The sequence below is a fragment of the Caryophanon tenue genome, from assembly GCF_001700315.1.
In the GTDB taxonomy this organism is placed as follows: domain Bacteria; phylum Bacillota; class Bacilli; order Bacillales_A; family Planococcaceae; genus Caryophanon; species Caryophanon tenue.
Map to the genome: position 1 here is coordinate 414,765 of NZ_MASJ01000003.1, position 25,699 is coordinate 440,463.

Sequence of the window (25,699 nt, forward strand, 5' to 3'; positions counted from 1 at the left end):
TACAAAGTATTCGCTCGTTTTTTTACTTTGCGGTACAATGCAATAGACATGCTTTTTAAATAGAAAGAATTTAGATATGAGTTTTTGAAGGAGGTTATGGATTTGTTTGAAACAATCCAATTAGCAAAAGGGGTACAACTTCATGTGCGCCCAACAACACAATTTAAAACCGTGAACTTTTCGGTGAAATGGCGTACAGCGCTGACGAATGAGGCGGCAGCGGTACGTACGGTGCTGACGAACGTTTTACAGCACAGCAATGCCAAATTCAAAACGACAGCGGCTTTCCGCAGCTATTTAGACGATTTATACGGGACGGTGCTTTACTTTGATACGTCAAAGCGTGGCAATGAACATACGGTCCTATTAAATATTGAAACGGTAAATGACCAATACTTAAACAATGCGAATGTATTACAAGAAGTGCTATCAATTGTACATACAGCTGTCATGGAACCAAACGTCGATGAAAACGGTCAGTTTGTAGAGACGATTGTGAGCCGTGAACGCGAAATGGTCGTACAACGTATTCAATCGATTTTTGACGATAAAACGCGTTATGCACAAACACAATTAACAAAAAATATGCGTCCTAATCACCCTGCATCGATTTCAGCAAATGGCTCACTAGAAGCAGTAAAAGCAGTAACAGTAGAGTCATTAATGGCAGAATATACACGTATGCTTGCGCAAGACCGTGTCGATATTTATGTTGTCGGTGATGTGAATGTAGAAGAGATTGCGGAGCAAATGAAGCAAGCATTGCCGCTTCAAGACCGTGAAGTGTCATCTATAACTGTACCTCAAGCAGATGTACAACCATTTGAATATGTGCGCGAGCAACAAGATATGAAGCAAGGGAAGCTTCATATTGGCTATAGCACACCGGTAAAGTTTGGCGATAGCGACTTTGCGACGATGCAAGTGTTTAACGGTATTTTCGGTGGCTACCCACATGCGAAGTTATTTATGAACGTACGTGAAAAAGAAAGCTTAGCATACTATGCATCAAGTTCTTATTCAGGTCATTACGGTCTGTTGTTCGTTTTAGCGGGCATTGAAGCAGCCAATGAGAAAAAAGCATATACGCTCATTCAGCAGCAGCTAGAGGCGATGCAACAAGGGGAAATTAGTGATTTAGAGCTTGCGCAAACAAAAGCGATGCTAACGAACCAATTAAAAGAAGCGCTAGACTCAGCACGTGGACAAATTGAAATTTACGACCAATATAAAGACTTACCAGAAAGTTTCAATATTGATACATGGTCAGCACGTTGGACACAGGTGACGAAGGAAGATGTGCAACGTATCGCACAGCAAGTGACATTAGAAGCGGTGTACTTCTTGAGTGGAAAGGACAATGCATAATGGAAAAGATTACATTTGAACAACTAGATGAGACATTATATTATGAAAAGCTTGAAAACGGCTTAGATGTGTATATTTTACCAAAAAAAGGTTTCTCAAAAACGTTTGTAACGTTTACAACGAAGTATGGCTCGATTGACCGTACATTTGTGCCAATTGGTCAAGAAGAAATGATTACGGTACCCGACGGCATTGCACACTTTTTAGAGCATAAAATGTTCGAAAAAGAAGAAGGCGATGTATTCCAAAAGTTTAGTGAGCTTGGTGCATCAGCAAATGCATTTACATCATTTACACGCACAGCTTATTTATTCTCAGGTACAAATCATATTTATGACAGCACAAAAGTATTGCTTGATTTCGTGCAACAGCCGTATTTCACTGAAGAAACGGTGAATAAGGAAAAAGGCATTATCGGTCAAGAAATCACGATGTATGATGACCAACCAGATTGGCGCCAATATTTCGGGACGATTGAAAACATGTATCACAACCATCCTGTGAAAATTGATATTGCTGGGACAATTGAAACGATTGATGGCATTACGGCAGAGCATTTATATACGTGCTATAACACGTTTTACCACCCGTCAAATATGTTAATGTTTGTTATTGGTGCAGTGGACCCAGAAGAGATGATGACATTTATTCGTAATGACCAAGCGTCAAAAGAGTTTGCAGAGCCAACGCCATTAAACCGTCATTTCGATGAAGAGCCGACAACTGTAGCGGTAGCGGAGCGTACATTACATATGGACATTCAAAAGCCGAAAGTAATGGTTGGCTTAAAATCACGTAATGTAGCGTTACAAGGCGCGGAGATGTTAAAACATGAGTTAGCGATGAATATTGGCTTTGAGTTATTATTTGGTCGTACATCACCATTTTACACACGCGTATACGAAGCAGATTTAATTGATGAGTCATTTGGACAAGATTTTTCATTAGAAGAAGGCTTCGGCTTTGGCTTAATCGGGTCAGATACATTTGAACCAGAGCGCCTGATTGCGGAAATTAAAGAAGAGCTAGCACAAGCAGAGCAAGCCGTACCGTTTACAGCAGAAGATGTAGAGCGTATGAAACGTAAAAAAATCGGTTTCTATCTACGCGCGATGAACTCGATTGAATTTATTGCTAATTCATTTACGCGTTATAAATTTAACGATATGAACTTATTTGATGCTGTACCAACATTAGAAAGTTTAACATTTGAGGATATTGTTGAAGCATTAACAGCGATTCACGGAGAATCACAACAAACAATCTTTACCGTTTTACCAATGCAAGAGGATTCAAAAAGTGCGTAACCGTTTTGCATTCGTCGCCGGCGCTTCTGGTGCTATCGGTCAAGCAATTTGCCACCGTTTAGCACAGGAAGGATGGTCGCTTTATTTACAATATCATCATGGGCAACAAACGGTACAAACACTGTATAACACACTGCAAGCACAGTATCCTGAGCAAGAGTTTATGCCCATTCAAGCCGATTTTACGGAGCTAGACGCAGCCGATACGTTAGCGACACAGTTATTTCAGCTAGACGCACTTATTTTTGCAAATGGGCAGGCCTATTATAATATGTTGGAGGACACACCAACAGTAGTGATGGAACAGCTTTGGCGTGTACATGTACAAAATCCGATGCGTCTTTGTGCGTTAACGTCTTCTAAGTTACGCGCGAATAACGGCTATATTTTGTTTATTGGGTCGATTTGGGGTGAGGCTGGTGCATCGTTTGAAGTAGCGTATTCAGCGGTAAAAGGTGCACAGCATGCGTTCGTCAAAGCATATGCCCAAGAAGCCGCACCAGCCATTCGCGTGAATGCGATTGTTCCTGGCATGATTCAAACACCAATGAACGGTCATTTAGATGCGGAAGAACTAGCAGCCATTATTGAAGAAATTCCATTAGGTCGTCTTGGTGAAGCCGACGAAGTTGCGAATTTAGTTGCCTTTTATATAAGCGGGCAAGCCGATTACGTAACTGGTCAATGCATTCGTTTAAACGGTGGTTGGTACATTTAGACGTACGTACGTTCCATTCGAGATAACTTCATGGGATATTTGATGTGATTTACATCGAAACACTTGAAAATATCGAGAATGGAACTTTTCAATAGGTAGAAAATCCGCTATGATGTTACATAGAAGCAACAATACACGCACAGGATGAAGGAGTCGGTGTAAATGAATGAATGGTATTTTGAGTACGAAATCCAAGTGAATCGTCCAGGTCTACTCGGTGACATTTCATCACTACTAGGAATGCTGCGTGTTAATATTGTGACGATTAATGGGATTGATGAAGTGCATCGTGGTATGCTACTTTCTGCTGAAAAGGAAGCGTCAATTGAACGCTTTCGCTCGATTGTTTCGACGATGGAGCATATTCATGTAACGAAATTCCATCAACCGAAATTACGCGATTTATTAGCTTTACGTCATGGTCATTATATTCCGAAAGACAGCGACGAAAAAAATACGTTTCGTTTTATTCGAAGTGAGCTCGGTATTTTAGTTGATTTTTTAGCGGAGATTTTTAAAAAGGATGGACATAAGCTAATTGGTGTACGTGGTATGCCGCGTGTTGGTAAAACGGAATCAGTTGTAGCAGCGAGTGTTTGTGCCAATAAACGATGGATTTTTTTATCGTCCACAATGATCAAGCAAACGTTGCGTAACAAGCTACTGGGGGATGAATTTAATCCAAATAACGTTTTTATTTTAGATGGTGTTGTAACACGACGTTCAGGAGATGAACGTCATTTACAGTTAGTGCGAGAGATGATGAGCTTACCTGCGATTAAGGTGGTAGAGCATCCAGATATATTTGTCGAAAACTCGGAATATACGCTAGATGACTTTGACTATATTATTGAATTGCGTCATCATCCTGATGAAGAAATTACATTTGAAATTTTAGAACAAAACCAACGACAATCCAGCTTTGATGGATTTGGGGACTTTGGTGGGTTCAATTTTTAAACAAAGTAGGTGTTAATCGTTGAATGAAATTGGAAGTCGCTTGAAAGAAGCGCGTCAAGCAAAGGGATTATCTTTAGATAATTTACAAGAAATGACGAAAATTCAAAAGCGCTACTTAGAGGCTATCGAAGAAGGTAATTTCGATATTATGCCAGGTGCCTTTTATGTACGCGCTTTTATTAAACAATATGCGGAAGCTGTAGGGCTAGACGCAGAAGAATTATTAGTAACATATAAACTCGATGTACCAAAAACGAGTTCAGAAGAAGTGACACAATCCATTCAAACTACACCTAGTCGTAGAAAGATTTCTCGCTCATCATCGAATAAATTCATGGAAAACATGCCAAAAATTATTGTGGCCTTATTCATTATCGTATTATTTGTCACGTTTTGGATTTTACTACAGAAGAAATTAGGCGATGATACACCACAGGAAGAAGAAACAACGCCAGCAGTAGAATATGTACAACCAGGGGACAATGCGGCTGAAGAAGCACCGGCTGATGACACAACAGAAGATGCAGCAGAAGAGCCTGCTGAGGAAGTTGTCGAAGAAGAGCCAGTGGAGGAAACACCAGCGCAAACAATTGCCCCGGGTGAAATTCAAGGAGACGGTGTAACAACTGTTTATAATGTTTCAGGTACAGAGACGTTAAATATTCGTGTCGAAGCGGCAGGATTAACATGGATTGGTATTCGCAATGCAGCAGGTGCAGAACAAGTAGAAGCACGTGCTTACAATGCAGGTGAAGTCGTTGAGCATGATTCAACAGCCAACCGTTATGCACGTATTCGTTTAGGTGATTCAACACAAGCGAAAGTATTTGTAAACGACCAGGAAGTACCGTACGCACAAACAATTGTAACGCAAAATATTATTATTCAGCTTGCTGAGTAACGCATGAAGGAAGTAGCTATCATATCGGTAGCTATTTCCTTTCTATTGCTTTTAGACATAATTTTAGAAGTGCATGAAAAAACATGATGGTATACGTTCTTTAGTGACGCGCAATATGTTTTTCTATTGTACAATGTAAAGGAACAGAAGGTGATACGACGCAGTTTTTTGCGGAGTGCGCGCTTTCTAAATAAACAATTGAATGAATATATTCAAACTGAAAGGTGTTAAAACAATGAACATTCCGAATAAGATTACGGTTTCTCGTATTTTATTAATCCCGGTATTCATGATTTTCGTCATGTTTGACTTCGGATGGGGAACAATGTCGTTTATCGGTGCAGAAATTGGTGTTAGCCAATTTGTCGGTGCGCTTATTTTTATTTTTGCATCAGCAACAGACTGGGTAGATGGTTATTATGCACGTAAATACAATTTAGTAACAAACTTAGGGAAGTTTTTAGACCCGTTAGCCGATAAGCTTCTTGTATCAGCAGCACTTATTTTATTAGTGGAAATGAGTTATGCACCAGCGTGGGTTGTCATTATTATTATTAGCCGTGAATTTGCTGTAACAGGGTTACGTCTTGTGTTAGCAGGTGGCGGTGAAGTGGTGGCAGCGAACAATTTAGGCAAAATTAAAACATGGACACAAATTGTAGCTATTTCAGCACTTTTATTAAATAATACGATTTTTACATTAATGGACATTCGTTTTGATTTAATTATGTTATATATCGCGTTATTCTTCACAATTTGGTCTGGTTGGAGCTACTTCTACGCGAACCGACATGCTTTACTAACAGAAAAATAAAGGGGCGCTTTGTGTGAACGCAGAAATCATTGCAGTAGGTTCGGAGTTATTATTAGGACAAATTACAAATACAAATGCACGTTTTATTTCAGCGCAATTATCGGAGTTAGGCATCAACGTGTATTATCATACGGTGGTTGGGGATAATCCCCAGCGCTTGGAAGAAGTTGTAGAAACAGCGAAGCAACGTGCAGATTTAATTATTTTTTCAGGTGGCTTAGGCCCAACAAAAGATGATTTGACGAAGGAAACCATTGCACGCCTAGTTGGTAGAAAACTTGTAACGGATGAGGAAGCGATGCAATCAATCGAAGCATTTTTTGCGAAGCGCAATCGTCTGATGACTGAAAATAATCGCAAGCAAGCACTCATCATTGAAGGGAGTGACGTTTTAGTTAATCGTCACGGCATGGCACCAGGAATGTTGCTAGAAGACGGCACACATACGTATATGTTATTACCTGGCCCTCCAAATGAATTAGAACCAATGTTTCAATTTGAAGCAAAGCCTTTGCTTGCAGCGAAACTAAACAATGAGGAATGTGTCATTGTGTCTCATGTTATGCGTTTTTATGGTATTGGTGAATCCGAATTAGAAGAGCGTGTACAACATATTTTAGAAGCGCAAACGAATCCAACAATTGCGCCACTTGCATCAGCAGGCGAGGTGACGCTACGCATTACAGCGAAAGCAGCGACGCTTACAGAAGCCAATCGTTTAAATGCTGAAAAAGAACGTGAGTTACAGGCACTTGTTGGTCAATATCAATATGGTGTGAATGATGATACAATTGTCTCAAAAACAGTGGCGATGTTATCGAAGCATAATTTAAAAATTGCCGCGGCAGAAAGTTTAACAGCAGGCATGTTCCAAGCGGAGCTAGCTGATATTAGCGGTGTCGGTACGGTATTAGTTGGCGGTGTTGTCGTTTACAATGAAAAAATGAAAGAGCAGCAATTAGGCATTTCACGGGACTTTATTGAAGCGCATACGGTCGTAAGTGCAGAGGTAGCACGCGAAATGGCTAAAGCTGTGCAGCGAAAATTTGGTACAGAAATTGGTATAGGTTTAACGGGAGCTGCGGGTCCAATGCCGCACGGGAATAGTGCACCAGGTACGGTCTTTGTCGGCATTGCGATTAATGATGATGTCGAGACATATGAGCTACATTTACAAGGTCAGCGCAATAGCAATCGTATTCGTACTGTGAAATTTGCGTGTCATTATTTAATGCGTCAGCTAGAAAAAAACGGCTATACGCGAGCATAAAGTGTCTCAATTGAGTCTCTATAAGAGGCTCAATTTTTTTATTTTCAACGTGAAAAAAGCTATAATTTAAAGGTAGTTGTAATTTTTAAATTTGAACAAAATCGAAAATATGTTCGCTTTTTGCTTGAATGTTTCAATGAAACAAGTTATACTTTAAATATAGTTAATTGAGAAGAACGAAGGAGGACGCACAGTATATGAGCGATCGTAAACAAGCATTAGAAATGGCTTTAAAACAAATTGAAAAACAATTTGGTAAAGGTTCGGTAATGAAATTAGGTGAGGCGACAGACCGACAAGTGAGCGCTTCATCATCAGGTTCATTAGCATTGGACGCAGCACTAGGAATAGGCGGATATCCAAAAGGACGTATTGTTGAAATTTACGGCCCAGAATCATCAGGTAAAACAACTGTTGCGTTACATGCCATTGCAGAAGTACAAGCAAACGGTGGTACAGCTGCATTTATTGATGCAGAGCATGCATTAGACCCAGTATACGCTCAAAAATTAGGTGTCCAAATTGATGACTTATTATTATCACAGCCAGATACAGGGGAACAAGCATTAGAAATCGCAGAAGCATTAGTACGTTCGGGTGCGATTGATATTATCGTTGTTGACTCAGTAGCAGCATTAGTACCAAAAGCTGAGATTGAAGGCGAAATGGGTGACTCTCACATGGGTCTACAAGCGCGTTTAATGTCTCAAGCGTTACGTAAATTATCAGGTGCGATTAATAAATCAAACACATTAGCCATTTTCATTAACCAAATTCGTGAAAAAATTGGTGTTATGTTCGGTAACCCGGAAACAACTCCAGGTGGACGTGCGTTAAAATTCTATTCATCTGTACGTTTAGAAGTACGTCGTGCAGAAGCGATTAAACAAGGCACGGACATTATCGGGAACAAAACAAAAATTAAAGTGGTGAAAAATAAAGTAGCACCACCATTCCGCACCGTAGAAGTAGACATTATGTACGGCTTAGGGATTTCTAAAGAAGGTGAAATTGTTGACATTGGGGCAGAATTAGATGTCATTCAAAAGAGCGGTTCTTGGTATTCGTACAATGGTGAGCGTATCGGTCAAGGGCGCGAAAACGCGAAACAATTCTTAAAAGAAAATCCACAAATTAGTGAAGATGTATCGAATAAAATTCGTGAATCATACGGTATCGGTGCAGCAGATTATGTCATCGCAGCACATGATGAGTCAGAAAAAGATGAAGAGTTTTCATTATTAGACGATAAAGAATAATCTTTTTAGGAGAGCTGTCCAACAAATACGTTTAGGGCAGCTCTCTTTTTTTCCACAAAAACGAATGAATGATCCTATTTTTACGGTAAATAGATAAAACTATCGAAAAATTGATGGCAATTTAGCAAGAACGACGACAAAGTTAGGCAGGAAGTCCGCGTGTTCTTGACAGTATGGCAACGTTACATTTACAATTAAAGTTGTATAATTTCTTACATTTGAAATGAAAATGCGTATGGATCATACGTAACAATTGAACATGAACTGACATAGCAAGAGGAGGTGTTCGAATGCCAGAAATCATTACAATCATCATCTCCGCAGTGCTTGGTATCATCGTCGGTGCCGTTGTTGTTTATTTCTACGTGAAACAAGTGAATGAATCAAAAGTCAATGGTGCGAAGTTTGTCGCTGAGCAAATTGTCGACGAGGCAAAACGTGAGGCGGAGGCTTTAAAGAAAGAAGCGCTATTGGAAGCAAAGGATGAAACTCACAAACTTCGAACTGAAGCAGAAAATGACATTCGTGAACGTCGTTTCGAACTTCAAAAGCAGGAAAATCGCTTATTACAAAGAGAAGAAAACTTAGATCGTAAGGATGAAGCTCTAAATAAGAGAGAAGAAGGGTTAGAGCGTAAAGATCAAGCTGTAGCTGAAAGACAACAGCAAATTGAGCAGATGGAAAGCAAAGTGGAACAACTTGTTGCACAGCAACAATCTGAACTAGAACGCATCTCGGCACTTACACGTGAAGAGGCGAAAGCCGTTATTTTACGTGAAGTAGAGCAAGAATTATCAACAGATATTGCTGTACTAACAAAAGAAGCAGAAGTGCGTGCGAAAGAAGACGCAGACAAAAAAGCGCGTGAAATTTTATCGCTTGCATTACAACGTTTTGCAGCAGACCATGTAGCTGAAACAACAGTATCTGTTGTTACGTTACCGAATGATGAAATGAAAGGTCGAATTATTGGTCGAGAAGGTCGTAATATTCGAACGCTTGAAACATTAACAGGTATTGATTTAATTATTGATGACACACCAGAAGCGGTTATTTTATCAGGCTTCGATCCAATTCGTCGTGAAACGGCACGTTTAGCGCTTGAAAAATTAGTGCAAGATGGACGTATTCACCCAGCACGTATTGAAGAAATGGTAGAAAAATCACGCCGTGAAGTGGATGAACAAATCCGTGAAACAGGTGAACAAACGACATTTGAAGTAGGTATTCATAATCTACATCCAGATTTAATGAAAATTTTAGGACGTATGAAGTACCGTACAAGTTATGGGCAAAACGTACTGAAACATTCAATCGAAGTGGCACACTTAGCGGGCTTATTAGCCGCAGAGTTAGGCGAGGATGTCACGTTAGCAAAACGTGCAGGTTTACTACATGATATCGGTAAAGCGATTGACCATGAGGTGGAAGGTAGTCACGTTGAAATTGGTGTGGAACTTGCAACAAAATACAAGGAACATCCAGTTGTTATTAACAGTATCGCCTCGCATCATGGAGATACAGAAGCGACATCGGTTATTGCTGTATTAGTTGCAGCAGCAGATGCTTTATCAGCAGCGCGACCAGGTGCTCGTAGTGAAACATTAGAAAACTACATTCGCCGTCTTGAAAAGCTTGAGGAAATTTCAGAGTCATATGATGGGGTTGAAAAGTCATTTGCAATTCAAGCAGGACGTGAAGTACGTATTATTGTTCAACCAGAAAAAATTGATGATTTAGCTGCACATCGATTAGCGCGCGACATTCGCAAACGTATCGAAGAAGAGTTAGATTATCCAGGTCATATTAAAATTACCGTATTGCGTGAAACACGTGCTGTAGAGTACGCTAAATAGTTAAAAAAAGGCAAAAGAGAACTAGTTCTTTTTTGCCTTTTTATTATTCTGATACAATTTTATCCATAACTTTTGTTTTTTACATATGAAATTATATGTGGTAAAGTAATGTATATACAATTAAAGGAGGATTTTGGAATATGACGAAACGAAATAAATTTGTTGCGGCAACAGTCGCATCATTAGTAGCGGTATCAACAGTAGCGGTGGCGGCACCAACACAAGCAGCTGAAACAAATACGGCAGTAACTACTTCAACATCAGTAGTAGCATTCCCAGATGTTCCAACGACACACGGTCATTATGAAACGATTACAGAGCTAGCACAACGTGGCATTGTAAAAGGTTTCCCAGATGGTACATTTAAGCCAGGACAAAGTGTAACACGTGGTCAAGCGGCAAAAATGATTGCTGGTATTTTAGGGCTGGATACGAAAAATGTACAAAACCCAAACTTTACAGATATTAAAACGGATTTCCAATACTACGGTGCAATTGCAGCGTTAGTAGATGAGGGCATCATTGAAGGTTATGAAGACAATACATACCGTCCAGATGCAACTTTAACACGTGGTCACATGGCGAAAATCTTACAACGTGCCTTCAAATTAACAGCTGACGATGAAGTTTCACCATTTACAGATATCGCATTATCTGAGTACAAAAATGACATCGAAGCATTATATGATAACGGTGTAACAGTTGGTACAACACCAACAACATATAGCCCACGTGCAAACGTGACACGTGCACAATTATCATCATTTATTATTCGTGCAGAAGATGCAGTCGCATTTGAGCTTGTAGAAGTATCAGGCACAATTGCAGCAATCTTTGAAGGCGTTATTACAATTGACGGCGTTGAATACCGTGCAGATGCGCAATTAGCGAAATTATTTGGCACAGATAATGCACCAGCTTTATTAGGTGCTGAAGTGGTATTAACTGTTCAAAAGTCAAAAGACGGCAACGTGATTAAAGCTGTAAAATCGTTAAAATTAAAAGCACCTAACACAACATTTGATGGTGATGGTTTACACATTCCAAACCTAGAAGTAGCTGCAACTGGTGTTACAGTGAAAAACGTGAAAACGGATGAATTAAAAGTAGCTGACAATGTGAAAGCAAACATCGCGGATAGCGAAATTGGTAACTTAGTGTTAGGCATAAATGCGCAAGCGGCATTCTCTGGCAATAACCGCGTAGACAAAATTACATTACCTAAAGGTGTAACACCAGGTTCTGTCGTAACAGGTCTACCAAACTTAAATACAATCCCAACAGAAGAGTATGGTGACGGTCCTCCAGTACCACCAACTCCTCCAGGCGGCGGTGGCGGCGGTGTTATCGTCCCAACAAACTACGAGCCGGCACTTGAGTCAATTTTAGGAACGGTATCAGCAACAGCTGGTTTCGAAACATATGCAGATATTGTAGCGAAATATGCAACTGTAACACCGGTTTTAGGTTCAACTACAAACGGCGGTGGTAAAGTTACAATTGACGTAAACGACAAAGCAGCAACAGCTTACGAGCTACAAGAATCATTAAAAGGTGAACAAGGTAGTGGTGCACTGACATTTATTAAAAATGTAAGCTACACAACACCTCAACTAACAGCATTAACGGCATTACGCACAATTGAAATTACATCAACAGATTTTGATACACAAACAATTACAGTGAATGCATCAGCTTCTTTAGATCAAACAATTGAGGCGTTAATTAATGATGCAAATGAAGCACGTAAAGAAATTGCAGCAGATGTAACAGATGGTACATTAGCAAAAGATCTTGCAGATGTAACAGTGAAGCTGACATTCTCAAATAACACAGCATTAACGTACACAATCGACGTACAATAATTGCATGAACGGAGCGGCAAGCAGTGATGCTTGTCGCTTCTTTTTCTGTATTTTTACAACGCACGTAAAAAACGCTATAATAAACGGTATCTATTGGAGAAAGAGTGATGAAATGAAAGTTTTATTTATCGGGGATATCGTAGGTTCAATTGGTCGAGATGCCGTTGAAAAATATTTACCTCGTTTAAAAAAGAAATATGCAGTGGATGTTGTCATTGCAAATGGAGAGAATGCAGCAGCAGGTCGCGGCATTACGCGTTCTATTTATAATGATTTATTACAAATGGGTGTCGATGTGATTACGATGGGGAACCATACATGGGATAATCGTGATATTTTTGAGTTTATTGACGATGCAGATTATTTAATCCGTCCTGCTAACTTCTCACCGGATGCACCAGGTAAAGGAATGGTGCAAGTTTCGAAAAATGGTGTGACATTATCGGTCATTAACTTACATGGTCGTACGTTTTTACCACCACATGATGACCCCTTCGCAAAAGCGGACGAGCTAGTAGCGGAAGCGAAAGAAATTTCACCACTTGTATTTGTAGATTTCCACGCAGAAGCAACGAGTGAAAAAATCGCGCTTGGTTGGCATTTAGATGGTCGTGCTTCAGTAGTTGTTGGCACACATACACATGTACAAACTGCCGATGCACGTATTTACCCAGGTGGAACAGCGTATATTACAGACGTAGGTATGACAGGTCCGTATGATGAAATTTTAGGGATGACAAAGGAAAATGTTATTTATCGTTTCCAAACGCAAATGCCACAACGCTTTGAAGTACCGAAAAAAGGTCGCGATGTGTTAAGTGCATTCTTTGTTGAAATTGACGACAAAACAGGTAAAGCATTACGCCAAGAGCGCATCTATATTAATGCGGATTATCCGTTCCAGCCATAAAGAGTAGCGGTTGCTTAAGCATATGCTTAGGCAACCCTTCTTTTACATAGTGAGTTGAAAAAAATAACTCACTTTATAAAAGTAAAGTGACAGAATTTTGTCATTTTACGAATAATTCATTTCGGCCTAACGACTGAAATTTACAAAAAACCAATAGAAACAATAGAGAAACACTATTCTTCATGTTAAACTTATGAAGGAAATTTATATATATATTTAAGGAGATGTTTACATGTTACATCAGCTTTCGTGGAAAGTCGGTGGGCAACAAGGTGAAGGGATTGAAAGTACAGGTGAAATTTTCTCAACGGCAATGAACCGTTTAGGATATCACTTATATGGATACCGTCATTTCTCTTCTCGTATTAAAGGTGGCCACACGAACAATAAAATTACAGTACGTCCAACACCAGTACAGGTGATTGCTGACGATTTAGATATTTTAGTCGCATTTGACCAAGAAACAATCGATGTGAACTATCAGGAATTAACAGCAAACAGCATTATTTTAGCGGATGCAAAATTTAAGCCGGTTAATCCTGAAGATAGTAAAGCGCCATTATATGCGATTGGTTTTACAGAAATCGCAGCAGAACTTGGCACATCTCTGATGAAAAACATGGTAGCCATTGGTGCAACAGCTGCGTTACTTAACTTAGATGAAGCAGTATTCCAAAGCGTTGTCGATGAAATTTTCGGCCGTAAAGGGGAAGAAGTTGTTGCGAAAAACTTAGAAGCGATTAAACGTGGTCGTGAAGAAGTTGTCGCACAAATTGGCGAGCGTGTCGGTGCATGGGAATTAGTACCAGCAGATGGCAAGCGCCGTATGTTTATGATTGGGAATGATGCCGTAGCACTTGGCGCATTAGCAGCCGGCTCTCGTTTTATGGCAGCATATCCGATTACACCAGCATCTGAAATTATGGAATATATGATTAAGAAAATGCCACTAGTTGGTGGAGCGGTTATTCAAACGGAAGATGAAATTGCTGCTGCAACGATGTCAATTGGTGCAAACTTCGGTGGTGTACGTGCCTTTACAGCATCAGCAGGTCCAGGTTTATCATTAATGATGGAAGCCATTGGTTTATCAGGGATGACCGAACAACCACTTGTGATTATTGATACACAGCGCGGTGGCCCATCAACAGGTTTACCGACAAAGCAAGAGCAGTCAGACTTAATGGCAATGGTGTACGGTACACACGGTGAAATTCCGAAAGTGGTTATCGCACCTTCAACAGGTGAAGAAGCATTTTATGATACGATTCAAGCATTCAACATCGCAGAAGAATTACAATTACCAGTTATCATTATGACGGATTTACAATTATCATTAGGTAAGCAAACAGTGGAGCCGTTTGATTACAGCAAAATTGAAATTCGTCGCGGGAAAATTGTTGAAAGCGTAGAAGATGAAGAAACGAAAGAATATTTCAAACGCTTTGAGGTAACAGAAGATGGCGTATCACCACGTATGTTACCAGGTACAAAAGGTGGTATTCACCATGTAACAGGTGTCGAACATGATGAGCAAGGGAAGCCATCAGAAGCGACAGGCAACCGTCGTGCGCAAATGGATAAACGTTTCCGTAAATTAGAGCATTTAACATTCGATAAACCTGTGCATATTAACGCACCGCATGAAGAAGCGGATGTATTAATCGTTGGATTTAACTCAACACGCGGTACGATTGAAGAAGCAATTGATAAGCTAGCCGAAGAGGGCATTAAGGCGAATCATGCGCATGTTCGTTTAATTTTCCCATTCCCAGCAGAAGAAATGCGTCCACTTGTGGAAAGCGCAAAACGTGTTGTTGTGGTGGAAAATAACGCGACAGGTCAGCTTGCCAATATGCTGAAAATGAACGTTGGCGCACATCAAAAAATCGCAAACGTTTTAAAATATGACGGTACGCCGTTCTTACCACGTGAATTAGCACAACTTGTAAAGGAGAGCATCTAATTATGGCAACATTTAAAGATTTTCGTAACAGCATTAAGCCAAACTGGTGTCCAGGCTGTGGTGACTTCTCGGTACAAGCAGCAATTCAACGTGCGGCAGCAAACGTTGGCTATGAGCCGGAAGAATTAGCTGTTATTTCAGGGATTGGCTGTTCAGGTCGTATTTCAGGCTATATTAACTCATACGGTTTCCACGGTATTCATGGTCGTGCATTACCAATTGCACAAGGCTTAAAAATGGCAAATAAAGATTTAAAAGTTATCGCATCAGGCGGTGACGGTGATGGATTTGCGATTGGTATGGGGCATACCATTCACGCGATTCGTCGTAATATTGATATTACGTATGTCGTAATGGATAATCAAATTTACGGTTTAACGAAAGGGCAAACATCACCACGTTCAGCAGCGGGCTTTATTACGAAGTCGACGCCAGGTGGTGCAATTGAGCCGTCATTAAAACCACTTGAAGTCGCATTAACATCAGGTGCAACATTTGTCGCACAAGGCTTCTCGACAGATATTAAAGAGTTAACAGCGCTAATCGAAGCTGGTTTAAATCATAAAGGGTTCTCATTTATTAACGTGTTCTCACCATGTGTCACATACAATAAAGTAAACACATATGATTGGTTTAAAGAAAACTTAACGAAGCTATCAGAAGTGGAAGGTTATGACCCACATAACCGTGAGCAAGCGATGCAAACAGTAATGGCACATGAAGGTTTAGTAACAGGCTTAATTTATCATGATACAGAAACAACATCGTACCAAGAGAAAATTAAAGGCTACTCTGAATTGCCATTAACGGATATTGATATTTCATTATCAGCTGACCAATTTGATGTCTTTGTGAAAGAATTTATGTAAGTAACGGAGTGTTCGAGAGAAATTTCTCGAACACTCTTTTTTATTTATCGATGTTCATAGTTGTCGTGTCGCTCTTTTTTCGTTACAGTGAAGGGAGGAGGTGATGGTATGACGGAAATTATTGACTTTTTACAGCGACGAGATGCGCAGTTTGAACAGCAAGTAGAGCGATTATTTGCGATGGCGAATTCACATTCAGAGCGTTTGGAAAAATTGCTCGCATACCACGCACCAAAACCACAAGACTATAGTTATTTTTTAGCGTTTATTGCATACACGAAACAGCGTGGTATCGTCGTAAAAGATGTGTTTGACGATGTGCTACGGTTGCCAAAGCATCAGTTTGAATGGCAGTATGATATGAAATGGTCACAAGTTGTGAAATTATGTGTGACATTTTTAACGTTAGCGAGTCGTGCAGAGGTTGTCGGAGAGCAGCCACGTTCGCTATAATAAAGCTTTAGTTATTTGTTTGAGAGGGGTTTATACAACAATATGAATGAGGAACAACGACGCGCAAGTCAACAGGTGAAGGAGCCAAAAGACTACAGTAAATATTTTGAGAAAGTATTTACAGCGCCATCATTAAAAGACGCAAAAAAACGTGGGAAAGAAGATATTAAATATCATAAAGATTTCACGATTGATGAGGCGTTTTTACAAATGGGTGTCGGACGTAAGTTTTATATTCGTACGTACGGCTGCCAAATGAATGAGCACGACACAGAAGTAATGGCAGGGATTTTTGCGAGCCTTGGCTATGAAGCGACAACAAATATTGAAGAGGCAGATGTCGTATTACTAAATACGTGTGCCATTCGTGAAAATGCAGAGAACAAAGTATTTGGAGAGCTTGGCTTCCTGCTAAAATACAAACGTAAAAACCCAGATATGTTAATTGGGGTATGTGGCTGTATGTCACAAGAAGAAGCGGTTGTAAACAAAATTTTAAAACAGTACCAACATGTTGATATGGTATTTGGTACGCATAATATTCACCGCTTACCGAATATTTTAAAAGACGCGTATTTATCAAAAGAAATGGTCGTTGAAGTATGGTCAAAAGAAGGTGACGTCATTGAAAGCCTTCCGAAAAAACGTAATGGTTCCATTAAAGCATGGGTAAACATTATGTACGGCTGTGATAAATTCTGTACGTATTGTATCGTACCGTATACGCGTGGAAAGGAGCGTTCTCGTCGTCCAGAAGAAATTATTCAAGAAGTGCGCGAGCTAGCAGCACAAGGTTATAAAGAAATTATGCTGCTTGGACAAAACGTGAACGCGTACGGGAAAGATTTTGAAGATTCGACGTATCGTTTAGGCGACTTAATGGATGAATTACGTACGATTGATATTCCGCGTATTCGCTTTACAACAAGTCACCCACGTGATTTTGATGACCATTTAATCGAAGTGTTAGCAAAAGGCGGCAACTTAGTTGAACATATTCATTTACCGGTACAATCAGGTTCAAATGATATTTTAAAAATTATGGCACGTAAATATACGCGCGAGCATTTTTTAGCGTTAGTTGATAAAATTAAAGTAGCGATGCCAAATGTAACATTAACGACAGATATTATTGTTGGTTACCCGAATGAAACGGAGGCGCAATTTGAAGAGACGCTTGATTTATATCGTCAAGTTGGCTTTGATATGGCGTTTACGTACATTTATTCACCACGTGAAGGGACACCGGCTGCAAAAATGGTTGATAATGTATCGGACGAAGAGAAGAAGAGCCGTTTACATCGCTTAAATGATGTCGTTGCAGAGTTTTCTGGAAAAGCGCTGAAAAAGCTAGAAGGACAAGTTGTCGAAGTGTTAGTGGAAGGTAGCAGTAAGCGTCGTGACGACGTATTAGCCGGCTACACACGTAGTAACCGTCTTGTAAACTTTGAAGCGGACGTTCCTGCAGAGGAATTAGTTGGTAAGCTTGTACATGTACGTGTTGTCGAAGCGAAAACACACTCATTGCAAGGGGAGTTTATCGAAGTAGTGAAATAAAAGGGGGACTATACATGTCAACGTATTATACGAAAGACCAAATTGTCGAAAAGGCAAAGGAAATCGCCCATATGATTGCGAATACAGAAGAGGTTGCATTTTTTAAGCAAGCAGAAGCACAGCTCAATGAAAATCAATTTGTTCGTGAAAAGATTGCATCACTGAAAACACTACAAAAGCAAGCTGTTAATTTTCAGCATTTAGGGAAAGAAAATGCCCAGCTAAAAATGGAACAAAAAATTGACGCCATCGAAGCTGAAATTGATGCACTGCCAATTGTGCAACAGTTCAAGCAGTCACAAGTCGATGTGAATCATATTTTACAACTTGTGTCGAACAGCATTGCGAACACTGTGACAAATGAAATTATTGAAGCAACAGAAGGCGATTTATTGCGCGGCGAAACAGGTTCAAAGGTTGCCAACGCAACGCCGGGAAGTTGTTCATAAATACGATGTGGTACCGTTTCAACGACGAAGCGGTACCACTTCTTTTGTTTAGGCACGCAAAGCGCAGGGATGTGCTTTTTTTGTTATAATAAAGAAATCTTGAATTTACGTAAGTGAGGTTTTAACGATGGCACACACGCCAATGATGGTCCAATATTTATCAATTAAAGAACAATATAAAGATGCATTTCTGCTATTCCGTTTAGGCGACTTCTATGAAATGTTTTTCGAGGATGCAGAACGCGCATCACAATTACTAGAAATTACATTAACGAGCCGAGCAGGAGATGGCGAGAACCGTATTCCGATGTGCGGTGTGCCACATCATTCAGCACAAGGATATATCGAAACACTTGTGTCAAAAGGCTATAAAGTAGCTATTTGTGAGCAAGTAGAAGATCCTAAAATGACAAAAGGTGTCGTTAAGCGTGAAGTTGTACAACTTGTGACACCGGGGACGATTACACAAGGAAAAGCATTAGATGGGAAAACCAATCATTATTTAGCAGCGACGACACAAGAATCAGCTGGCTATGCACTGGCATATTTAGATGTGACGACAGGTGAAGCGACGGCGATGATGGTCGATGGCGATGAACGTGCACTGCTCAATCAACTGCTAGCGTACAATATTAAAGAGTTAGTTGTAGCAGACAGCCTATACCATACACTTGTTGAGCAGGCAGCAACGATGGGTATTGTATTATCGATTGCAAACGAGCGTATGGCAGATGAGCAGGTAGCACCGTTTGTTATTGATGTACCACTGTATATGCAACAAGCATGCGCATTATTACTCTCGTATGTGATGCAAACACAAATGCGTGCGTTATCGCATTTACAAACCTTTACGTACAATGAAGCGACGAACTTTTTACGTATTGATACAAATTCGAAGCGCAATTTAGAGTTAATTCAATCGATTCGTGGTGGCGATACGAAAGGGACGTTGCTATGGCTTGTTGATGAAACGGTAACAGCAATGGGCGGGCGAAAGCTGAAGCAATGGATGCACCAGCCACTTGCCAGTAAACGTTTAATTGAACAGCGACAGCAATTTGTTGGCGACTTTTTAGATGAATTTTTTGTCCGTGCAGAGCTACAAGATTTACTGAAAAAAGTATATGATTTAGAGCGTTTAGCCGGACGCGTTGCATTTGGCAGTGTCGGTGGACGCGATTTAGCACAGCTGCGTGATTCATTGCGTCAAGTGCCACATATTCAGCACCAATTACAGCAAGCAAATTCAGCAGTGCTGCAACAATTTGGCGCGAACTTGGATGCGTGTGCAGATATTGAAGCGTTTTTAGCAAGTGCTATTACAGACCAGCCACCGTTAACGATTAAAGAAGGCGATGTGATTCGCGACGGCTACAATGTGCGTTTAGATGAATTGCGCGATGCTTCGCGTAACGGCAAAGACTGGATCGCCCAGCTTGAGCAGCGTGAGCGCGACATTACCGGTGTGAAAAATTTAAAAATCGGCTATAACCGTATTTTTGGTTATTATATTGAGCTGACAAAATCACATGTGCAGCATGCGGATTTAACGCGTTATGAGCGTAAGCAAACGTTAGCGAATGCAGAACGTTATATTACGCAGGAGCTAAAGGAAAAAGAAGCGCTTATTTTAAATGCGCAGGAAGAAAGCTTAGAATTAGAATATCAGCTATTTGTAGAGATTCGCGAAACGATGAAAGGCTATATTCCACGTGTGCAAGCATTAGCCGCACAGCTGAGTGAACTCGATGTGTATATGAGCTTTGCATACATTGCAGAGAAATATCATTTTGTGAAGCCAACATTCCATAACGGACGAGCAATGCACATTATCAATGGACGTCACCCAGTCGTTGAAAAAATGCTGGGTAAGCAGACATATGTACCGAATGACTGCGTATTAGAAGAAGAGCGTAATATGTATTTAATTACCGGACCGAATATGTCGGGTAAAAGTACGTATATGCGTCAAGTGGCGCTTATTATCGTCTTAGCGCAAATGGGTAGCTATGTGCCAGCCGATGAAGCGGTGCTACCGATTACGGACCAAATTTTTACGCGTATCGGTGCGGCAGACGATGTAGCGTCAGGACAGTCGACATTTATGGTCGAGATGATGGAGTCACAACATGCGATTATGCATGCGACGAAAAACAGCTTAATGTTATTTGATGAAATTGGACGTGGTACATCAACGTATGATGGTATGAGTTTAGCGCAGGCAATGATGGAATATATTCATGAAGAAATTGGGGCGAATACGTTATTTTCAACGCACTATCACGAATTAACAGCACTTGAAGACGTATTACCACGCTTAACAAATGTCCATGTAGCAGCGGCGGAGCAAGATGGCAAAGTCGTCTTTTTACACAAGGTAAAACCCGGTGCAGCTGACCAATCATATGGTATTCATGTGGCGGAACTTGCGCAGTTACCACAGCCGATTTTAGCGCGTGCACGTGTGTTACTAACGTCGTTTGAAGCGCAAAGTGGCGATGTACAAGTGATTGAAAAAATCGTTGAGAAGCCTGTTGAAGTGATTGTTGAAAAACCAGTTGAAGTCATTGTAGAGCGCGTCGTTGAAAAGCCAGTTGTCCAAGATGATGCACAGCAGCTGTCATTGTTTAGTGAAGAGGGATTAACACCACAGCAAAAAGAAGCACTTGCGCAAATTGAGCAGTGTAATGTTATGAATACAACACCATTTGCGGCATTGCAATTATTAAATGAACTCCAACAATTATTACGAAAATAAAACGAGGTGAAGATGATGGGGAAAATTCATATTATGGACGAATGGCTGTCAAATAAAATTGCAGCAGGGGAAGTAGTTGAACGCCCAGCATCTGTCGTGAAAGAATTAGTTGAAAATGCGATTGATGCAGGCAGCACACAAATTGAAGTGTTTTTAGAGGAAGCGGGGCTCGCGAAAATCCAAGTAACGGATAACGGCAGTGGCATGGATGAGGAAGATGCGATGAAGTCGTTTGCGCGTCATGCGACGAGTAAAATTGTCAATGAGCATGATTTATTTCGTATTCGCACACTTGGCTTTCGTGGTGAGGCATTAGCATCGATTGCATCGGTTTCAAAAATTCATTTGAAAACCTTTGATGGTACATCGGGTATTGATATTGTACTAGAAGGCGGGCAATTAAAAGAGCGTCACGCAGCACCGTCACGTCGTGGTACCGATATGACCGTGAGCCAACTGTTTTTCAATACACCTGCTCGTTTAAAATATATGAAAACGATTCAAACGGAGCTTGGACATACGATTGATTTAATGAACCGTTTAGCACTGTGTAACCCCGATATTGCGTTCAAGCTCATGCATTATGACCAGTTATTGCTACAAACGAATGGGCGTGGCAATGTACAGCAAGTGCTAGCGTCGATTTACGGCATCCAAAATGCGAAAAAAATGATTCGTTTTGAAGGTGCATCAAATGATTATCGCATTTCGGGCTACGCGACACTGCCAGAAGTTACACGTGCGTCGAAAAACTATATGTCGATTTTTGTCAATGGACGTTGGGTCAAGCACTTTTTAGCACAAAAGGCGATTGTCGATGCGTACCATACGTTTTTACCGATTGAACGTTTTCCAATTGTCGTGCTGTTTGTCGAAGGCGACCCTTATTTAACGGATGTTAACGTTCATCCAGCGAAGCATCAAATTCGTTTGTCCAAAGAAACAGAACTAATGGAGCTTGTGCAGCGTACGATTCGTGAGGCAATTCGCGCAGTGCACCGCGTACCTGAAGCGGTGAAACCACAAAAGCCGGTAAAAGTACCATCTGAGCAGATGAATATCTTTAAGCCAAGCTTTGACACGTCACGTTTACAGCAAGTTTCGGAGCGCTTAGCAGCAACGACAACAACGTCTACGATGACCCCACAGCAGCGGGATGTAGCGAAGGAGCTTTACAGTGCACCGGTTATTGAAAAACAGGCATATGAACCGCGTCAAGTGGCGGAAGAATTGTCACCAATTATGCAACCGACGACTACCGAAGAAACGGTTATCGATGCGTATGAGCAACCGATTGATGTGGAACAAGATCGTGAGCATTTCCCAGCTGTTGAAATCGTTGGGCAAATTCACGGGACGTATATTGTGGCACAAATGGAAGAGGGCTTTTATTTAATTGACCAGCATGCGGCACAGGAACGCATTAAATACGAATATTTTCGTGATAAAGTGGGCGAGGTCGATGCGAATGAACGCCAAGCGTTACTGTTACCACTGACATTTCATTACGCAGCAGACGAAGCACTTGCATTACGTGAACACCGCGCAGAGCTAGAGCAAGTCGGTGTGTTTTTAGAAGACTTTGGACAAGGCTCATTTATTGTGCGTGAACATCCGAGCTGGTTCCCAAAAGGTATGGAGCAAGAGATTATTGAAGATTTATTGGAGCAAGTGTTACGCTTTAAGAAAACGGATATAAAAAAATTACGTGAAGAAGCCGCGATTATGATGAGCTGTAAAAAGTCGATTAAGGCGAATTACTATTTAACGAAGGAGCAAATGGAAAAGCTCATCAATGATTTACGTCAATGTGAGCATCCATTTACATGTCCACATGGTCGTCCGGTGCTCATTAATTTTACAACGTATGAAATTGAGAAGATGTTTAAGCGTGTCATGTAGGAGGCGGTCGACATGGAACAGTTTATTACGGTAGAAGATGGTACGCGTATTTTTGTACGCCAGTGGCAAGCCAAAGGGGAAGTGCGTGGGCATATTCATGTATTGCATGGTATGAGCGAGCATAGTGGGCGCTATGCATACTTTGCAGAGCAACTTGCTGAAGTGGGTTATCATGTGTCGGCGCACGATCACCGAGGGCACGGTCAAACAGCGGAGGCAAATGATATGCCATTTGGCTATTTTGCAGCAGTAGATGGTTTTACGCAAGTGGTACGTGATGTCGAAGCGGTGACACAAGCATTACATATTCATGCACCGTTTATATTGTTTGGGCATAGTATGGGGTCATTTATTGCGAAGCGTTATGCACAGCTCTATCCGCACCGTCTAACGAAATTACTCTTATGTGGCACAGGTGCTACGACCGCGCTCCATCTAGTAGGCAAACAGCTTGCGATGCGGCTTGCATCATGGCAAGGGGCAGATGTGCCAAGTCAGTGGATGGATAAACTGTCATTCGGTCAGTTTAACCGTGCGTTTCAACCAGTGCGTACGCCGAGCGATTGGCTTGCGGCAAATGCAGAAGCTGTCGATGCGTACCGAGCAGACCCGTATTGTGGTTTTGTGTCAACGAATCAGCTATATGCTGATTTACTTGGTGGCATGCGAAGTGGTCATACGAAAAGAGCGCTACAACAAACACCTAATATTCCTATTTTGTTAATTAGCGGTGATAAAGACCCGGTTGGACATTACGGAAAAGACGTGTGGAAGGTGGCGAAGCATTACGTTAAAGCAGATGTAACGAATGTGCAAGTGTGTTTAGTGGCCAATATGCACCATGAAATTTTAAATGAAAAAAATCGTGCGAATACAATCGCATATATACAACGGTGGTTATATGAATAAACAAATTGATGTTGTGGCAATTGTTGGCCCAACTGCGTCTGGTAAAACAGCGCTTAGTATTAAGCTTGCGAAGAAGTATAACGGAGAAGTGATTAACGGCGACTCGATGCAAGTGTATAAAGAATTAAATATAGGGACAGCGAAAATTACACCCGAAGAAATGGAAGGGGTTGTCCATCATTTAATCGATATTAAAGAACCGACCGATAGCTTTTCGGTCGCCGAGTATCAAACGCTTGTACGCGCGAAAATTGCTGATATTCAAGCGCGCGGGAAGTTGCCAATTATTGTTGGCGGTACGGGCTTATATGTGCAGTCGGTGCTGTATGACTTCCGCTTTACCGAAGATGAAGTCGATGAAGCACGTCGCCAAGCGTATTATGAAGAGCTAGAGCGCGTCGGTCCTGAAGCAATGCACGCACGTCTTGCACAGCTAGACCCGAAAACAGCAGCTGAGCTTCATCCGAACAATACGCGTCGTGTACTACGTGCTATCGAAATGATTGAAGCAAGCGGCGTGCAGAAATCGAGTGAAGCGCATCAGCAGGGAGACACGCCATTATACAACCATCTCATTATTGGGATGGATTGGCCACGTGACCTTTTATACAAACGTATTAATGTACGAGTTGATATGATGATCGAGAACGGGCTAGAGCAAGAGGTGCGCGGTTTATATGACCGTGGTATTCGCGATGTACAGTCGATTAAAGCGATTGGTTATAAGGAGTTATATGCGTATTTTGATGGGCTGTTGACGCGTGATGAAGCGATTGAAGCGATTAAACAAAATTCACGTCGCTATGCAAAACGTCAGCTCACGTATTTACGCAATAAGCTAAATGTAAAGTGGATTGGGCAAGATTTTTCAGAAATTGAAAAATATTTCATTCCTGAAGAGGTTTAAGAAGGGATTTAATGTGGAAAACCCGAATAAGTGTATTGACGCACAAATAAGGAGGGCTTTTTGTGAAATCCATTAATTTGCAAGAAACATTTTTAAATTACTTACGTAAGAATAATGTACAAGTGACAGTCTTTTTACTGAATGGTTTCCAGCTGAAAGGATACATCAAATCATATGATAATTTTACGGTATTATTTGAAGTAGACGGGAAGCAGCATTTTATTTACAAACATGCCATTTCCACATTTGCACCCTCAAAGCCCGTTCCTTTGAATGGCGAAGGTGAACAAGAAGCATAGACTTTTTGTTCGTTAAGCGTATAATAAAAAATGTACTAATTATTTTGGAGGCAAGAGCATAATGAAAGTAATGTCAACGGAAGAAATCGTAAACTTATTAGATGCAAACGAAGATTTATACATTATCGACGTGCGCGAAGATGAAGAAGTAGCTGAAGGAATGATTCCTGGTGCTGTACATATTCCTCTAGGTCAAATCGCCGAGCGCGCTGATGAATTAGATGCAACAAAACCATACATTTTAGTATGTCGTGCAGGTCGCCGTAGCGAATCAGCATGTGGGATTTTAGAAGAAAAAGGCTTTGATGTAACAAATCTTGAAGGCGGTATGTTAGCATACGATGGCGAGTTAGAGTTCAAATAATGAACGTGATGCGCTAATAGAAAAAGATGTGCTGGGCA

At 40.9% G+C, this 25,699-nt stretch carries 22 protein-coding genes; all 22 read left to right on the forward strand.

What is annotated here, in order from left to right; genetic code table 11:
- Nucleotides 1-102 precede the first annotated feature (102 nt).
- A complete protein-coding gene (yfmF, locus tag A6M13_RS05155) occupies nt 103-1,368 on the forward strand; it encodes an EF-P 5-aminopentanol modification-associated protein YfmF (protein ID WP_066543475.1) in 1,266 nt (421 codons plus the stop codon).
- Complete coding sequence (yfmH, locus tag A6M13_RS05160; RefSeq protein WP_066543477.1) at nt 1,368-2,675, forward strand: EF-P 5-aminopentanol modification-associated protein YfmH; 1,308 nt, start codon at nt 1,368-1,370, stop codon at nt 2,673-2,675. The genes yfmF and yfmH overlap by 1 nt, the downstream gene beginning before the upstream one ends.
- Nucleotides 2,668-3,393: an elongation factor P 5-aminopentanone reductase gene (gene ymfI / locus A6M13_RS05165; protein WP_066543479.1), complete on the forward strand. Its 726-nt coding sequence runs from the start codon at nt 2,668-2,670 to the stop codon at nt 3,391-3,393. The genes yfmH and ymfI overlap by 8 nt, the downstream gene beginning before the upstream one ends.
- A 162-nt stretch (nt 3,394-3,555) precedes the next feature.
- Nucleotides 3,556-4,353 (forward strand): DUF3388 domain-containing protein, encoded by a 798-nt coding sequence (locus tag A6M13_RS05170; protein WP_066543482.1) that lies wholly within the window; start codon nt 3,556-3,558, stop codon nt 4,351-4,353.
- Between the two features lie 19 nt (nt 4,354-4,372).
- Entirely contained in the window at nt 4,373-5,254 is an 882-nt protein-coding gene (locus A6M13_RS05175) for a helix-turn-helix domain-containing protein (RefSeq protein WP_066543483.1), read from the forward strand.
- Between the two features lie 235 nt (nt 5,255-5,489).
- Nucleotides 5,490-6,068 carry a CDP-diacylglycerol--glycerol-3-phosphate 3-phosphatidyltransferase gene (gene pgsA / locus A6M13_RS05180; RefSeq protein ID WP_066543485.1) on the forward strand — a complete coding sequence of 193 codons (579 nt, stop codon included), beginning with the start codon at nt 5,490-5,492 and terminating at the stop codon, nt 6,066-6,068.
- Between the two features lie 13 nt (nt 6,069-6,081).
- On the forward strand, nt 6,082-7,338 hold the full coding sequence (locus A6M13_RS05185) for a competence/damage-inducible protein A (RefSeq protein WP_066543486.1): 1,257 nt from the start codon (nt 6,082-6,084) through the stop codon (nt 7,336-7,338).
- A 197-nt stretch (nt 7,339-7,535) separates the two neighbouring features.
- Entirely contained in the window at nt 7,536-8,597 is a 1,062-nt protein-coding gene (gene recA, locus A6M13_RS05190) for a recombinase RecA (protein WP_066543489.1), read from the forward strand.
- A gap of 290 nt (nt 8,598-8,887) precedes the next feature.
- On the forward strand, nt 8,888-10,453 hold the full coding sequence (rny, locus tag A6M13_RS05195) for a ribonuclease Y (RefSeq protein ID WP_083998228.1): 1,566 nt from the start codon (nt 8,888-8,890) through the stop codon (nt 10,451-10,453).
- Nucleotides 10,454-10,593: 140 nt separating this feature from the next.
- Entirely contained in the window at nt 10,594-12,318 is a 1,725-nt protein-coding gene (locus A6M13_RS05200; RefSeq protein ID WP_066543491.1) for an S-layer homology domain-containing protein, read from the forward strand.
- A 112-nt stretch (nt 12,319-12,430) separates the two neighbouring features.
- Complete coding sequence (locus tag A6M13_RS05205; protein WP_066543492.1) at nt 12,431-13,228, forward strand: TIGR00282 family metallophosphoesterase; 798 nt, start codon at nt 12,431-12,433, stop codon at nt 13,226-13,228.
- Between the two features lie 232 nt (nt 13,229-13,460).
- Nucleotides 13,461-15,194, forward strand: coding sequence for a 2-oxoacid:acceptor oxidoreductase subunit alpha (locus tag A6M13_RS05210; protein ID WP_066543493.1), 1,734 nt, complete (start codon nt 13,461-13,463; stop codon nt 15,192-15,194).
- A gap of 2 nt (nt 15,195-15,196) precedes the next feature.
- The gene (locus A6M13_RS05215) at nt 15,197-16,063 is read left to right on the forward strand and encodes a 2-oxoacid:ferredoxin oxidoreductase subunit beta (RefSeq protein WP_066543495.1); all 867 of its coding nucleotides are present in this window, start codon (nt 15,197-15,199) and stop codon (nt 16,061-16,063) included.
- 108 nt (nt 16,064-16,171) lie between these two features.
- The gene (locus A6M13_RS05220) at nt 16,172-16,516 is read left to right on the forward strand and encodes a hypothetical protein (protein ID WP_066543497.1); all 345 of its coding nucleotides are present in this window, start codon (nt 16,172-16,174) and stop codon (nt 16,514-16,516) included.
- A 42-nt stretch (nt 16,517-16,558) separates the two neighbouring features.
- Complete coding sequence (gene miaB, locus A6M13_RS05225) at nt 16,559-18,073, forward strand: tRNA (N6-isopentenyl adenosine(37)-C2)-methylthiotransferase MiaB (protein WP_066543499.1); 1,515 nt, start codon at nt 16,559-16,561, stop codon at nt 18,071-18,073.
- A 14-nt stretch (nt 18,074-18,087) separates the two neighbouring features.
- Entirely contained in the window at nt 18,088-18,522 is a 435-nt protein-coding gene (locus A6M13_RS05230) for a YlbF/YmcA family competence regulator (protein WP_066543501.1), read from the forward strand.
- 127 nt (nt 18,523-18,649) lie between these two features.
- Nucleotides 18,650-21,280 carry a DNA mismatch repair protein MutS gene (gene mutS, locus A6M13_RS05235; protein WP_066543503.1) on the forward strand — a complete coding sequence of 877 codons (2,631 nt, stop codon included), beginning with the start codon at nt 18,650-18,652 and terminating at the stop codon, nt 21,278-21,280.
- A 15-nt stretch (nt 21,281-21,295) separates the two neighbouring features.
- Complete coding sequence (mutL, locus tag A6M13_RS05240) at nt 21,296-23,182, forward strand: DNA mismatch repair endonuclease MutL (RefSeq protein WP_066543505.1); 1,887 nt, start codon at nt 21,296-21,298, stop codon at nt 23,180-23,182.
- Nucleotides 23,183-23,194: 12 nt separating this feature from the next.
- Complete coding sequence (locus tag A6M13_RS05245) at nt 23,195-24,091, forward strand: alpha/beta fold hydrolase (RefSeq protein ID WP_066543507.1); 897 nt, start codon at nt 23,195-23,197, stop codon at nt 24,089-24,091.
- Nucleotides 24,084-24,998: a tRNA (adenosine(37)-N6)-dimethylallyltransferase MiaA gene (gene miaA, locus A6M13_RS05250; RefSeq protein ID WP_066543509.1), complete on the forward strand. Its 915-nt coding sequence runs from the start codon at nt 24,084-24,086 to the stop codon at nt 24,996-24,998. The genes A6M13_RS05245 and miaA overlap by 8 nt, the downstream gene beginning before the upstream one ends.
- A 62-nt stretch (nt 24,999-25,060) precedes the next feature.
- The gene (gene hfq / locus A6M13_RS05255) at nt 25,061-25,297 is read left to right on the forward strand and encodes an RNA chaperone Hfq (RefSeq protein WP_066543511.1); all 237 of its coding nucleotides are present in this window, start codon (nt 25,061-25,063) and stop codon (nt 25,295-25,297) included.
- A gap of 61 nt (nt 25,298-25,358) precedes the next feature.
- Nucleotides 25,359-25,661 carry a rhodanese-like domain-containing protein gene (locus A6M13_RS05260; RefSeq protein ID WP_066543513.1) on the forward strand — a complete coding sequence of 101 codons (303 nt, stop codon included), beginning with the start codon at nt 25,359-25,361 and terminating at the stop codon, nt 25,659-25,661.
- Nucleotides 25,662-25,699: the final 38 nt, after the last annotated feature.